Source organism: Streptomyces rapamycinicus NRRL 5491, from assembly GCF_024298965.1.
Taxonomy (GTDB): domain Bacteria; phylum Actinomycetota; class Actinomycetes; order Streptomycetales; family Streptomycetaceae; genus Streptomyces; species Streptomyces rapamycinicus.
In genome coordinates this window covers 7265527-7279027 of sequence record NZ_CP085193.1, presented here as the reverse complement: position 1 = coordinate 7279027, position 13501 = coordinate 7265527, and the positions used below count along the sequence as shown (strand labels likewise).

Here is a 13501-nt window from a genome sequence, read left to right as displayed (position 1 = left end):
CCCCGAGGACGGATCCCGCCATGCCGCGTCCGACTCCTGCACAGCTTGCCTATGGTTCGGCCACCGTCGTTCTCTCGACCTTCGCCATGCTGCTGCTCTCCCAGACCCGATCGGGGCTCGGGGTGGCGGTGGTGACCGTGGTCGGGCTGGTTCTCGGGCTCCTCGTCGCCGTCACCGTGCCGGTGGCCCGGGTGCGGGTGTTCCGCCCCGGCCGCACCGTCCGCGCCAGCCGCCCCGTGGCGGGGTCCGGACCGGCCGACCCGGCACGGGCGCACACCCGGGCGCACGCCGACTCACTGCACGGCTGACACCACGACGGTCCGCGCGGCCTTGTCGTGCAGACAGCGCTGGAACGGCTTGTCCCACAGCAGTGAGGCCGAGTTGACCAGCCAGAAGACCGTGCCGACCAGCAGCGGGATGAGCATCCCCGGCAGCACGTAGACCGCCGCGCGGACCCAGCCCTGACCGGCCGGCACATTCCCGTCGGACAGCATCGCCACCCGGATGCGCAGCGCCTTCTTGCCGAGCGTCTGTCCGCTGCGGGCCAGCATGACGCCCTCGTAGCCGAAGTAGAGCGCCATCGTGATGATGAGCGCGAGGGTCACCTTGCCCATGTCCTGCTCGCCCGGGTGATCAATCGTGTACTGGAGCGCGCCGGTCGCCGTGAGCGCCACCGTCCAGATCGCGCCGAGGATGACGATGTCGATGAGCCGGGCGGTGAAGCGCTGACCAGGGGTGGCCAGCGGGGGCATCCCTGGGGGGATCACAGGCGGGGGCGAGGACAGCGGGTCGGGGGCCATGCCCCCGATTACATCAGCGCTCCCGGAGGACCGGAAGCTCAGGGTGGCTCCTCCGGGGCCTCCGGGCGGCTCCTCGGGGGCTCAGGGTACGGCCGAGACCACCAGGGTCTTGGCCGCCTTGTCGTGCAGGCACTGCAGGTAGGGCCGGTCCCAGGTGCACCACAACACATTGATCAGCCAGAAGAGGAAGCCGCAGCAGGGCACGATCTCGGGCAGGGCGTACACCCCGGCGCGCAGCCAGCCCGCCTGGCCGGCCGGCGGCCGCCCGTTCTCCAGCATGGCGACCCGGATCTTCATCGCCTTCTTGCCGACGGTCTGGCCGTCCCGGGTCAGCATCAGCCCCTCGTAGAGGAAGTAGACCAGGACGTAGACCAGCGTGACGGTGGTCGAACGCGCACTGCCCTCGATCGGGTCATAGCCCCCGGCGATCGCGGTCACCACGAGCCCGACCGGGATGCCGATGAGCAGCGCGTCGATGATCCGGGCGATCAGACGGCGGCCGAGGTGCGCGAGCGGGGGCATCCCGGCGTATGGCTCGGGCCCCGCGGTGTGGTCCCCGTGGTCCCCGTACGGGGAGCCGTTCGCACGCGGTTGTTTCGCGAACGGATCGCTGCTGTCCCGGTCCCGGGGCTCATCGGGCCCGGGCGGCGGCTGGTCGGTGCTCATGGCCCGAGTCGACCCCGGAGCCGGGACCGCCGCATCCGGCGCGCCCCGTTCGGGCGACCGGGATCGTCCATCCGCCGCAGCCGGGGCGGATGGACGGTTCGGCGGCGGGCGGCCGGGTCGGCTGCCGCTTCAGTCGGCCGCTGCTTCAGTCAGCCACCGCTTCAGTCGGCCCCTGCTTCAGTCGGCCGCTGCTTCAGTCGGCCGACGCGACGAAGGTGCGGGCCGCCTTGTCATGCCAGCACTGCCGCCACGGGCGGTCGAACAGGCACCACAGCACGTTCAGCACGCCGATGACGAGCAGCCCCAGCACCGAGTAGACCAGCCAGCGGCGCAGCGCGGTGCCGAAGGACGGGGTGTCGTGCTCCTCGATGTCCAGCACCCGCACCCCGCACAGCCTCTTGCCGAGCGTGCGGCCCCACTTGGCGGTCGGCAGCGTCTCCAGGACGACGCCGAGGACGAGCAGCAGACCGAGGACGATGCCCAGATAGCCGCTGGTGGTGCCGTCCAGGAAGTAGACCGTGACGGTCTCGCCGCTCTGCTTGGCCGCCTCGACCTTCTCGTCGATGTGGTCGCTCGCCTTGCTCCACAGCGGGAACGCGACGGCGCCGACGACGCCGAGCAGCACGACCGAGTCGATCAGCCGGGCGGCGAGGCGGCGGCCGAGCGAGGCGGGCCGGCCCTCGGCCTGGGCGGCCAGGAGGAAGGGGTTGTCGACGGGCGGCTTCCAGGGGATGACACCCTCGGGCGCGCCCGGGCCAGCGCCGTGCGGGGCCGCCTGCGGGGCCGCTTGGGGAGCGTGCGGGGCGGCCTGCGGCGGGCTCTGCGGCGGGCCGGGCCGCTGGGCGAACTGCCCCTGCGGCTGCCAGGCCGGGCCGCCGCCCTGGACGGGGATACCGCCGAAGGGCTGCTGAGGCTGGTGCGGCTGCGCGGGCTGCTGGGGCTGGTGTGTCTGCGCGGGATGCTGGGGCTGGTGCGGGGACTGGGCCGGGGGTGCGGCCTCGGCGCCCTTGCGCGCGCCGCCGCGGCCGATCGCCCGGATCGCCATCGTCCCGTCGTCCCGGCCGGCCGCCTGGCCCCGGCCCTGGTCCTGCCCGTGACCCTGGCTCTGCCCCTGCCCCTGCCCCTGCCCCTGCCCCTGGCCGGTCGTGGGTGCCGCTCCGCCGCCGCGACCCACCGTGCGGAAGGTCATCGTCCCGTCGCCCGCCGGGGCGGGGGTCTCGCCGTCGTCCGCCGGGGGCAGCTCCGGGGCCCGGCGGACGGGCGGCAGGGCCTGCGTCGAGCGGTCCGCCGTGCGCCCGCCGCCCGCGCGCATGGTCAGCGTGCCGTCATCGCGCCCGGCGTCCTCACCCGGGCCCGCGCGCCGCGGGTCGGGCACCCCGGGCCACTGTCCGCCACCATCGGCTTGCCCACCACCGGCTTGTCCCCCACCGGACTGGGCGTCGCCGGGCGCGCCCGGCTCCGAGCCCCAGGAGACCCGGCGGTCCTGCTCACCGCCGAATCCGCCCTGCTGGGCGGCGTCCGCGTGCCAGGCCGTACCGGCGTCGGGGTGGGTGCCGTGCAGCCGCTGGGGGTCGTTCCAATCCACGGACGCCGAGACCCCGCCGGGCGGCACCGGCTGGGTCCCCATGCCACCGCCCGGCGCCTCGGGCGGCCCGCCCGCGCCCCGGACGTCCATTTCGGCCCTGCGGCGCAGCTCGGGCAGTGCGCTGCCGGTCTCCTCGGCGGCCCGCGGCGCCGGATCCTCGTCCAGGAACATCGGGCCCGTCTCATCCGGCGGCGGGCTGATCACCTGAGTGTGGGTGACCCCGGGCGGCGGCGCGGGCATGGCCTCGCCCTCGGCCGGGGCGGGACGGCTGGTGCCGGGCACCCAGGCGGCACCGTTCCAGTAACGGATGTAGCCAGGGATGGACGGATCAGGATAAAAGCCAGGAATGGAGCTGCCGTCCGCGGATCCTGAGGTAGGGGCGCTCATGATCTCCGATGTCCCATATCTGCTCGGCCGTGCTGTACTGCGCTGCGCCTTTGCGGTGCCTCGCGGTGAGGGTGGGGCGTAAGCAGTTTGCCGTACAGGAGCCGCAGTGCAACCCGGAGCGCGCGGTCAAGGTCTATCAGACCGGCCCACCGGCACCAGCCCACCGCTCCCGCCACCACTCTCCCGTGCGAGCGCCACGAAGCCGTACGAGCGGCGACGGCCCGCATGGCCCCGCCCGGCCTAGGTTCAGCAGACCTACTTTGGCACGCTCAGATGCCTTTTCCATTGCCAATACTGGAACCCATGGACCGCAACACCGAGCTCAGTGAGTTCCTGCGGAGCCGCAGGGCACGTCTGGGCCCCGGCGACGCGGGCGTGAGCGTGAGCAACGACAGCCCCCGTCGGGTGCCGGGGCTGCGCCGCGAGGAGCTGGCGCAGCTGGCAGGCGTGAGTACGGACTACTACACGCGCCTGGAGCAGGGCCGTCACATCAATGTGTCGGAGACGGTGCTGGACGCCGTGGCCCGCGCTCTTCAGCTGAACGAAACCGAACGTGCGTACCTCTTCGAGCTGACCCGGCCGCGCCCCCGGCGCACGGCGCGCCGCCGGCCGCCCCGCCCCCAGCGGGTGCGACCCGGGGTGCACGCGCTGCTGCGCATGCTGGACGGGGTCTCACCGGCCTTCGTCCTCGGGCGCAGGGGCGATGTGCTGGCCTCCAACCAGCTGGCCCGGGCGCTGATCATCGACTTCGAGGCGCTCCCGTACCACGAGCGGAACATGGCCCGTTTCATGTTCCTCGACGAGGCGGCCCGTTCGCTGTGGCCGGAGTGGGAGACGGTCGCGGCGGAGATGGTGGCGTCCCTCCGGCTGGAGGCCGGGCGCCATCCCGACGATCCCCGGCTGACCGAGCTCGTGGGCGAGCTCACCATCAAGAGCCCTGAGTTCCGCACCTGGTGGGCCGACCACAACGTGCGGGAGAAGACCCACGGCGTCAAGCTCTACCACCATCCGGTGGTCGGGGACATGACGCTGGCCTACGAGAACGTGACCGTGCCCGGCGATCCCGACCAGGCGCTGTGCATCTACACGGTCGTGCCCGGCTCCCCCTCCGAGGCGGCCCTGCGGCTGCTGGCGAGCTGGACCGCGACTCCCTCGGCCGATCCGTCCGCGCCCTCGTCCGAAGCGCGTCCTTCGGGGGGACCGTCCTCCGACGTCTCCCCCTGATCCCACCCCTTTCCCCGCGCACCCTTCCCCCCTTCCCCCGCACACCCTTCCCCCTTCCCCCTCCTTACTTCCCCCTTCCCTTCACCCACCCTCTTTTTCCTAGTTCGTCACAGGGAGACACGTTTATGACCACCAGCGTCACCGCCTACGCAGCCCCCGCTCCGAAGGCCCCGCTGGAAAGGACCACCGTCGAGCGCCGTGCCCTGCGCGAGCACGACGTGCTGATCGAGATCGCCTACGCCGGTATCTGCCACTCCGACATCCACCAGGCCCGCGAGGAGTGGGGCACCGCCCTCTTCCCTATGGTGCCCGGCCATGAGATCGCCGGTGTGGTCGCCGAGGTCGGCTCCGCCGTCACCAAGTACGCCGTCGGCGACCGGGTCGGCGTGGGCTGCTTCGTCGACTCCTGCCGCGAGTGCGAGAACTGCCTCGCGGGCGAGGAGCAGTACTGCCTCAAGGGCGAGGTGCCCACGTACAACGGCAACGAGTACGACGGCGCCCCCACCTACGGCGGCTACAGCACCCACACCGTGGTGGACGAGAACTACGTACTGCGCATCCCCGAGGGGATCTCGCTGGACGTGGCCGCCCCGCTGCTGTGCGCCGGGATCACCCTCTACTCCCCGCTGGCCCACTGGAACGCCGGTCCCGGCAAGAAGGTCGCCATCGTGGGCCTCGGCGGCCTCGGCCACATGGGCGTGAAGATCGCCCATGCGATGGGCGCCGAGGTGACGGTGCTGAGCCAGACGCTCCGCAAGAAGGACGACGGGCTGCGGCTGGGCGCCGACCACTTCTACGCCACCAGCGACGAGTCCACCTTCACCGAGCTGGCGGGCATCTTCGACCTGATCGTCAACACGACCTCGGCGAACCTCCCGCTGGACGGCTATCTGTCGCTGCTGAAGCTGGACGGCACGCTGGTGCACGTGGGCGCGCCGGAGAACTCCAGCGCGTTCAACCAGTTCTCGCTGATCATGGGCCGGAAGTCGATGGCCGGATCCAAGATCGGCGGCATCCGGCAGACCCAGGAGATGCTCGACTTCTGCGCCGAGCACGGGCTCGGCGCGGAGATCGAGGTGATCGACGGCGAGCGGATCAACGAGGCCTACGACCGCGTCGTGAGCAGCGATGTGCGGTACCGCTTCGTGATCGACATCGCCTCGCTCAAGGCGTGATCGGCTACTCAGGCGCGATCAGCCGCTGAGACCGAGGCCGTCCGGACCACCCCCGGGTCCGGGCGGCCTCAGAACAGCTTGCCGGGGTTGAGCAGGCCCAGCGGGTCGAAGACCTGCTTGATGCCGCGCTGCATCTCCATGCCCACCGGGCCCAGTTCACGCGCCAGCCACTCCCGCTTGAGGACGCCGACGCCGTGCTCCCCGGTGATGGTGCCGCCGAGCTCGAGGCCCAGCGCCATGATGGCGTCGAAGGACTCCCGGGCGCGGCGGGACTCATCGGGGTCGGCGGGGTCGAAGCACACCGTGGGATGGGTGTTGCCGTCCCCGGCGTGGGCGACGACGCCGATGGTCAGGCCGTACTTCGTGGCGATGGCGGCCGTGCCGTCGATCATCTCGGCGAGCCGGGAGCGGGGCACACAGACGTCGTCGATCATCGTGACGCCCTTGACCGCCTCCAGCGCCGGAAGCGTCATCCGGCGGGCCTGGAGCAGCATGTCGGACTCGGCGGCGTCCTCGGCCGGGACCACCTCCGTGGCACCGGCCGCCGTGCACAGCTCGGCCACGGCGGCGAGGTCGGGGGCCGGGTCCGGGGTGTCGAAGGCCGCCATCAGCAGGGCCTCGGTGGACTCCGGCAGGCCCATGTTCCCGATCGCGTTGACCGCGCGGACGCTCGTACGGTCCATCAGCTCCAGCAGCGAGGGGGCGTGGCCGCGCTCCATGATCCGGCAGATGGCGTCGCAGGCGGAGGCGGTGGAGGGGAACTCGGCGGCGAGCACGAGCTGTTCGAGCGGGGCGGGCTTGAGGGCGAGGACCGCGCGCACGACGATGCCGAGGCTGCCCTCGGAGCCGACGAAGAGCCGGGTCAGGTCGTAGCCCGCGACGCCCTTGGCGGTGCGGCGGCCGGTCTTCAGCAGCCGGCCGTCGGCGAGGACGACATCGAGCCCGAGGACGTATTCGGCGGTGACGCCGTACTTCACACAGCACAGCCCGCCGGACGCGGTGCCGATGTTGCCGCCGATCGTGCACTGCTCCCAGCTGGAGGGGTCCGGCGGATAGTAGAGGCCCTTCTCCATGACCGCGCGGGACAGGGTCGCGTTGATCACGCCCGGTTCGACGACCGCGATCCGGTCCACCGGGTTGATCTCCAGGATCCGGTCCATCTTGACCAGGGACAGCACGACGCAGCCGTCGGACGCGTTGGCCGCGCCCGACAGCCCGGTGCGCGCGCCCTGGGGCACGATCGGGACGCGCAGCGCGGTGGCGGTGCGGCACACGTGCTGCACCTGTTCCACCGTGCGCGGGAGAACGACCACGGCGGGCGCGCCCGCCTCGCAGAAGCTCGCCATGTCATTGGCGTAGGCCCCGGTCACATCGGGGTCGGTGAGCACCGCCTCCTCGGGGAGGCCCTCCCGCAGCAGCTCGATGAGGTCCGTCATATCTCCAGACTCGCACCCGGGGAGCGCCCGGGGAAGATCGCGGGAGCGTACGGATTACCTCGGGGAACCGCCGGGAGGGCCGTGCAGTGGCGGGCGTCGTGGGCGCTACTGCGCCTTGTAGTAGACGCTGGCCTTACGGTCCCCGGCGGCGCCCGAGGCGAAGCCCATGCACAGCCGCCGCGGGCTGGACAGCTGGACGGCCATCCCCTCGGGCTCGCGGTAGCTCAGCGAGTAGGCGGCCTGGGTGCGGGCGCGCTGGACGAGCTCGCCGGTGCGCAGATCGACGCAGGAGACATAGGTGTTGCCGTGGCCGGAGGGCGGGTTGGCGCCGTCCTCGCCGGTGTAGGCGGTACCGGTCAGCTGGTACACGTAGTCGCCGAGGACCGTGAAGCCCTGGAAGACCTCGCCGTCCTCGACACCGGTCTGGGGTATGTCGTCGTACACGGCGGTGTAGTCACCCGCGCTGACCCCGGACAGGCTCATCAGCCGGTAGCGGACCTCGCCGTCGAGGCGGTAGCGCAGCAGCAGCCGGCGGTTGAGCATGTCGACGGCGGGCTGATTGCTGGTGGAGCCCGCCACCGGGCGGTGCTTGGCCGGTGAGGACGAACCGGACGACAGCACGGTGCCGTCGGCGAACTTGAAGCGGCTGATGGCACGGCCGTAGCCGGAGTCGGGGTTGGCGTCCGACTCGGTCCACAGATAGGCCGTGGAGCCGACCGGCTCACAGCCCATGGCGACGCCGTGCCCGAACCCCTTGAGGTACATCGAGCCCAGCTCCGCCCCGGCCAGGGACAGCTTGGTGACGCACAGATCGCCATCGGCGGCGCGGTCGGCGCCGGAGACGGGGGCGGACTCCCCGCTGAGCCGGATCCCGCCCTCCATCAGCTGGATCGTGTAGACGTGCCCGCCCACGTCGTCGAACGCGAACGACTGCAGCACGGTGGAGTTGTGCGGGGTCTTCTCGCGGATCAGCTGGGTGGAGGGCACCGACAGGTCGAACCGGCCGCCCGCCACGGTGGTGGCCCCCGCGCGGGCGGCGAAGGCACCGAGCGCGCCGGCCGCGGCGACTCCCCCGCCGAGGGTGAACCTACGCCTGGTCAAACGGCCCGCAGTGTACTTTTCCGTGTGCATTGATACTCAACAACTCCCGTGTGATCACGCCGTGTTGGAGTGAACAGATCGCCGTGAGTGTAGACGGTGAGAAAGCGCTCCCATTCAGGTGTTCGCATTTTCTGGCACCAGCGGCGCATGGGTACGGGAGTGTGGGCGCATGTGCACGGAATTGGGGGGACCGCCCCACCGGCGTGCGGGGCGGTCAGAGGTCAGAGGTTGCCGCGCTTGGCCTGCTCGCGCTCGATCGCCTCGAACAGTGCCTTGAAGTTGCCCTTGCCGAAGCCCATCGAGCCATGCCGCTCGATCAGCTCGAAGAAGACGGTCGGCCGGTCCTGGACCGGCTTGGTGAAGATCTGGAGCAGATAGCCGTCCTCGTCCCGGTCGGCGAGGATCTTCAGCTCTCGGAGGGTCTCCAGCGGGACGCGGGTGTCGCCGACCCACTCCCCCAGGGTGTCGTAGTACGAGTCCGGCGTGTCCAGGAAGCTCACCCCGGCCGCGCGCATCGCCTGCACGGTGCCGACGATGTCGTTGGTGGCGAGCGCGATGTGCTGGACGCCGGGGCCGCCGTAGAACTCCAGATACTCGTCGATCTGGGACTTCTTCTTGCCGACCGCGGGCTCGTTGAGCGGGAACTTCACCTTGCGGGTGCCGTCGGCCACGACCTTCGACATCAGCGCGGAGTACTCGGTGGCGATGTCGTCGCCCACGAACTCCTTCATGTTGGTGAAGCCCATGACGTTGTTGTAGAACCCGACCCACTCGTCCATCCGGCCGAGCTCCACATTGCCCACGCAGTGGTCGACGGCCTGGAAGTTCCGGCGCGCCGGCGGGGCGACGATCGGCTCGGCCTCGGCGTAGCCGGGGAGGTACGGGCCGAAGTAGCCGGTGCGCTCGACGAGGGTGTGGCGGGTGTCGCCGTAGGTACGGATCGAGGCCGTGATCACCGTGCCGTGCTCGTCCTTGAGCTCGTGCGGCTCCTCGATCCCGGTGGCGCCGTGCTCGAGGGCGTACGCGTACGCGGCGCGCGCGTCCGGCACCTCGACCGCGAGGTCGATCACCCCGTCGCCGTGCTCCGCGACATGCTCGGACAGGAAGCGGCCCCAGGCGCTCACCGGTTTGATGACGGAGGTGAACACGAAGCGGGCGCTGCCCGAGACGAGGACGTAACTGGCCGTTTCCCGGCTGCCGTTCTCCGGGCCGGAGTAGGCGACGAGCTTCATGCCGAACGCGGTGGCGTAGTAGTGCGCGGCCTGCTTGGCGTTGCCGACGGCGAAGACGACCGCGTCCATCCCCTTCACGGGGAACGGGTCGGCGTGCCGTGCGTCCCCCTGCTGCAGCATCTCTGTCGTCTCAGTCATACTTCGAAGCGTCCCTCGGTGGCTCAAGGTGCGCAACACTTCACGAAATCGCTGGTCAGTGTGTATAGCCGCGGCTGCACCCGACAGCGCATCCTGTACAGGGTGACCACCGTCACAGAGGACACCTGGAGAAAAGCCCGGGACCTGGAGGGGGACCGCATGGGAATCGACGGGCTCGACGCCCGCCTGATCGAGCTGCTCGCCGAGGAGCCGCGGATAGGGGTGCTGGAGGCGTCGCGCCGCCTCGGTGTCGCCCGCGGCACGGCGCAGGCGCGGCTGGACCGGCTGCGGGCGCAGGGGGTGATCCGGGGCTTCGGCCCCGAGGTGGACCCCGCGGCGCTCGGCTACCCGGTCACCGCCTTCGCGACGCTGGAGATCGAGCAGGGGCAGGGGCCGGACGTACGGGCCCATCTGGCGACCGTTCCCGAGGTGCTGGAGCTGCACACCACCACGGGCCACGGGGACATGCTGTGCCGACTGGTGGCCCGGTCCAACGCCGACCTCCAGCGGGTGATCGACCTGGTGGTGGGGTTCGGGGGGATCGTCCGGGCCTCGACGGCGATCGTGATGGAGAACCCGGTGCCGCTGCGGATCATCCCGCTGGTGCGGCAGGCGGCGCGGGACTGAGCACTGGGCCTGGACCCCTGAAGCGGATCCAAAGACTCCGTTGCAAAGAAAGTGTTGCAACTGAGTCTTTGCATGCTTACGCTGCCGCTCATGGCAGAGAACGAAGAGCCTGCGTCCGACGAAGTACGGGTGCTGGACCCACGCACCCTGCGCGGGCTCGCGCATCCGCTGCGGATGCGCCTGCTTGGAGCGCTGCGCGAGTACGGACCGGCCACCGCGTCCCAACTGGCCGACAGATTGGGGGAGTCCAGCGGCGCCACCAGCTACCATCTGCGTCAGCTGGCCACCTATGGCTTCGTCGAGGACGACCCGGGGCGGGGCAAGGGGCGGGAGCGGTGGTGGAAGGCGACGCACAGGGGTACGCGCTGGAACGCCGACAAGTTCCTGGCCCACCCCGACCCGGCCGTACGGGGGGCGGTGAACACCGTGCTGCACGAGGTGGCCACCCAGCACACGGAGCAGATGTCCACCTGGCTGGGCACTCTGCACGAGTGGTCGGAGAAGTGGGTGTCGGCCTCGGACATGAGCGACTTCCACCTTCGTCTCACCCCTGAACTCGCCCGCGAAATGCGCGACAAGGTGCACGAACTGATCGAGAGCTACCGCGAGAAGGAGGTGGACCGGGAGACCGAGGGCTCCGCCCCGTACCGCGTCCATCTGCACGCCTTCCCGCGCGACGAGGACTGACCGATCCCTGGGGGGAACCACATGTACGGCGACGACATCCATCTGTGGCTGCACCACATACGCGCCGAGGGTCTCCGCCGCGAGGCCCGCGAGGCCCGCGAGGCGTCCCGGCCGCCCCGCCGCTCCCGTCCCGCCCGCGCCCGGGTGCTGCGCGCCCGGGTCGGCTGGACGCTGGTGGAGGTCGGGCTGCGGCTGGCCACGCCGCGGCTGCCGCAATCCGGTCTGACCGCCCGGTTCGACCACTGATATGAGCTCTGACGACACAGGAGACAGAGAGCGCCGGGGGAACAGCGGGGACGGCCGAAGACCACTCTTACTCGTCCTCGCCGCCAACACCGTCTCCATAGCGGGCAATTCCCTCACCCTGATCGCCGTCCCGTGGTTCGTCCTGGAGACCACGGGCAGCGCCGCCAAGGCCGGGCTGGTCTCCTTCTGCGCGACCCTGCCGGTGGTCGTCTCCGCCGTGATCGGCGGGCCGGTCATCGACCGGATCGGCCGCCGGCGGGTCTCCATGGCCTCCGACTCGCTGTGCGGGGTGGCCGTCGCCACGATTCCGGTGCTGCACTTCGCCGGGCTGCTGCGGTTCTGGCAGCTGTGTGCGCTGATGGCGTTCTGCGGGCTGCTCCACGCGCCGGGCGAGACCGCCCGCCAGGTGCTCGTCCCCGCGCTGGCCGAACGGGCGGGCACCACCCTCAGCCGTGCGGCCAGCTTCTACGACGGGGCCTCGCGCGGGGCCAGGATGCTGGGCGCCGCGCTCGGCGGGCTGCTGATCGCGCTGCTCGGCCCGCCGTCCGTACTGCTGCTGGACGCGGCCACGTTCGCGGCGTCCGCGGTGCTGATCATGGCGGGGCTGCGCGGACTGCCCGCCGCCGCGCCGCGCAAGCCCGTCGTCCCGGTGTCCGCCCGCGCCTACCGCGCCGAGCTGGGCGAGGGGTACCGCTTCCTGCTGCGCCACCGGCTGCTGCTGGCCATCGTGCTGATGGTCATGGTCACCAACGGCCTCGACCAGGGTCTGTCCTCCGTACTGCTGCCGGTCCACGCCGAGCGGCACCTGGGCGGGTCCGTACAACTCGGCCTGCTCACGGCCCTGTTCGGCGGCGGGGCGCTGGTGGGGGCGCTGCTGTACGGGGCGGTCGGCGACCGCTTTCCGCGCCGGACCGTCTTCGCGGTGAGCTTCCTGGTGTGCGGGCTGCCGAGGTTCCTGATCGCCGCGTTCGTGCCCGGGGTGTCCCCGCTCGCCGTGACGATGGCGATCAGCGGGGTCGCGGCGGGGATGCTCAACCCGATCCTGACCACGGTGACGTACGAGGCCGTTCCCGACGAGCTGCGCAGCCGGGTCTCGGGGGCGCTCACCGCCGGGGTGTGGGTGGTGATGCCGCTCGGCGGGCTCGCGGCCGGGTGCCTGGTGGAGGGGGTGGGGCTGACCGCCGCCTTCCTGGTGACGGGCGGTGTCTACTTCCTGGCCACGCTCAGCCCGCTGGTCTTCCCGGCCTGGCGCGGGATGGACGAGGGGACGGCGATTTCGGTGGAGGAGGGGGCCGTGGCGCCGCTCAGCAGTGCGGGACCGCGCCGCCCGACCGCAGCGCCCGCAGAGCCGTCACCGCACCCTTGAGGGTCGTGACGGGGATCAGCCGCAGCCCCTTGGGCAGTTCGGCCGTGGCGTCGGCACACTCGGCCTTCGGCACCAGGAAGACCGTGGCGCCGTCCCGCTTGGCGGCCTGCGTCTTCAGCGGGACCCCGCCCACGGCCCCGACCTTGCCCTTGGCGTCGATGGTGCCGGTGCCCGCGATCGTCCGGCCGCCGGTGAGGTCGCCGCCGCGGCCGTCGCCATCCAGCTTGTCGACGATGCCGAGGGAGAAGAGCAGCCCGGCGCTCGGACCACCGACGTCGGCGAGGCGCAGGGTGACCTTGACGTCGCGCGGGGAGCGGTGGAGATAGCCGAGCGCGGCGCTGGTGGCCGAGGACTGGGACTCCCGCATCTCCTCGGAGTTGTGCCGCTCGATCTCCTTGGTGGTGCCGCCGACGTAGACCGAGTCATGCGGCATGACGGCGCGGTCGGTGGCGAACCAGCCGCTGACCACGTCCTTCACCCGCACGGTGGCCTCCGGGCCGGTCGCCAGGATCGTCGTCATCCGCAGCTGCCCGGCCGTCTTGCGGGTACCGGTCCCCGAGACGCTGATCACCTGCTTGCCGCGGTCGGAACCCAGGACGTTCACGGTCGAACCGGGCTGGGCGACAGTGAACGGCAGCGGCGCGAACGCGGCCACCGCGAGCAGGGCGAGCACGGGCGCGGAGCAGAGCGCGAGGGTGCGGGCGCGGCGGGAGACGGCAGGCATGGTGCGAATCTAGTTGACCGCCGGGAGGCACGAGCCGCCACCCCGGCCCCACGGGGCCGCCCGGGGGCGGCGTTGACCCGACCGTGGCGCCCGGCCGCCCGATACGG

The 13501-nt window shown here is 71.5% G+C and carries 14 protein-coding genes; 7 read left to right on the top strand and 7 right to left on the bottom strand.

Features of this window, described 5'->3' with window-relative positions:
• Nucleotides 1–20: 20 nt before the first annotated feature.
• Entirely contained in the window at nt 21–308 is a 288-nt protein-coding gene (locus LIV37_RS30600; protein WP_020870955.1) for a hypothetical protein, read from the top strand.
• On the opposite strand, the gene LIV37_RS30595 is transcribed toward LIV37_RS30600, so the two are convergent.
• From LIV37_RS30595 to LIV37_RS30585, 3 genes are all read right to left on the bottom strand, one after another.
• Nucleotides 294–800, bottom strand: coding sequence for an RDD family protein (locus LIV37_RS30595; RefSeq protein ID WP_121824318.1), 507 nt, complete (start codon nt 798–800; stop codon nt 294–296). The two genes, LIV37_RS30600 and LIV37_RS30595, sit on opposite strands and share 15 nt — an antisense overlap.
• A gap of 81 nt (nt 801–881) precedes the next feature.
• On the bottom strand, nt 882–1466 hold the full coding sequence (locus LIV37_RS30590; protein WP_020870953.1) for an RDD family protein: 585 nt from the start codon (nt 1464–1466) through the stop codon (nt 882–884).
• Between the two features lie 193 nt (nt 1467–1659).
• On the bottom strand, nt 1660–3438 hold the full coding sequence (locus tag LIV37_RS30585; protein ID WP_121824319.1) for an RDD family protein: 1779 nt from the start codon (nt 3436–3438) through the stop codon (nt 1660–1662).
• Between the two features lie 303 nt (nt 3439–3741).
• Here LIV37_RS30585 and LIV37_RS30580 point away from each other — a divergent pair, with 303 nt between their 5' ends.
• Together LIV37_RS30580 and LIV37_RS30575 are read left to right on the top strand one after the other, a co-directional pair.
• Nucleotides 3742–4662: a helix-turn-helix transcriptional regulator gene (locus LIV37_RS30580; protein WP_020870952.1), complete on the top strand. Its 921-nt coding sequence runs from the start codon at nt 3742–3744 to the stop codon at nt 4660–4662.
• 125 nt (nt 4663–4787) lie between these two features.
• Nucleotides 4788–5837 carry an NAD(P)-dependent alcohol dehydrogenase gene (locus tag LIV37_RS30575; protein WP_020870951.1) on the top strand — a complete coding sequence of 350 codons (1050 nt, stop codon included), beginning with the start codon at nt 4788–4790 and terminating at the stop codon, nt 5835–5837.
• Between the two features lie 68 nt (nt 5838–5905).
• On the opposite strand, the gene LIV37_RS30570 is transcribed toward LIV37_RS30575, so the two are convergent.
• The 3 genes from LIV37_RS30570 to hppD form a co-directional block, all read right to left on the bottom strand.
• Nucleotides 5906–7273 (bottom strand): FAD-binding oxidoreductase, encoded by a 1368-nt coding sequence (locus LIV37_RS30570; RefSeq protein WP_020870950.1) that lies wholly within the window; start codon nt 7271–7273, stop codon nt 5906–5908.
• A gap of 105 nt (nt 7274–7378) precedes the next feature.
• The gene (locus LIV37_RS30565; protein ID WP_020870949.1) at nt 7379–8374 is read right to left on the bottom strand and encodes a phage baseplate protein; all 996 of its coding nucleotides are present in this window, start codon (nt 8372–8374) and stop codon (nt 7379–7381) included.
• Nucleotides 8375–8595: 221 nt separating this feature from the next.
• Nucleotides 8596–9744: a 4-hydroxyphenylpyruvate dioxygenase gene (hppD, locus tag LIV37_RS30560; RefSeq protein WP_121824321.1), complete on the bottom strand. Its 1149-nt coding sequence runs from the start codon at nt 9742–9744 to the stop codon at nt 8596–8598.
• A 159-nt stretch (nt 9745–9903) separates the two neighbouring features.
• On the opposite strand from hppD, the gene LIV37_RS30555 reads away from it, so the two are divergent.
• From LIV37_RS30555 to LIV37_RS30540, 4 genes are all read left to right on the top strand, one after another.
• Entirely contained in the window at nt 9904–10371 is a 468-nt protein-coding gene (locus LIV37_RS30555; protein WP_020870947.1) for an Lrp/AsnC family transcriptional regulator, read from the top strand.
• Nucleotides 10372–10461: 90 nt separating this feature from the next.
• Nucleotides 10462–11058 (top strand): winged helix-turn-helix domain-containing protein, encoded by a 597-nt coding sequence (locus LIV37_RS30550; RefSeq protein ID WP_243146135.1) that lies wholly within the window; start codon nt 10462–10464, stop codon nt 11056–11058.
• 21 nt (nt 11059–11079) lie between these two features.
• Nucleotides 11080–11304, top strand: coding sequence for a hypothetical protein (locus tag LIV37_RS30545; protein WP_020870945.1), 225 nt, complete (start codon nt 11080–11082; stop codon nt 11302–11304).
• 1 nt (nt 11305) lies between these two features.
• On the top strand, nt 11306–12670 hold the full coding sequence (locus LIV37_RS30540; protein WP_020870944.1) for an MFS transporter: 1365 nt from the start codon (nt 11306–11308) through the stop codon (nt 12668–12670).
• Here LIV37_RS30540 and LIV37_RS30535 read toward each other — a convergent pair.
• Nucleotides 12609–13394 (bottom strand): S16 family serine protease, encoded by a 786-nt coding sequence (locus LIV37_RS30535; RefSeq protein WP_020870943.1) that lies wholly within the window; start codon nt 13392–13394, stop codon nt 12609–12611. The two genes, LIV37_RS30540 and LIV37_RS30535, sit on opposite strands and share 62 nt — an antisense overlap.
• Nucleotides 13395–13501: the final 107 nt, after the last annotated feature.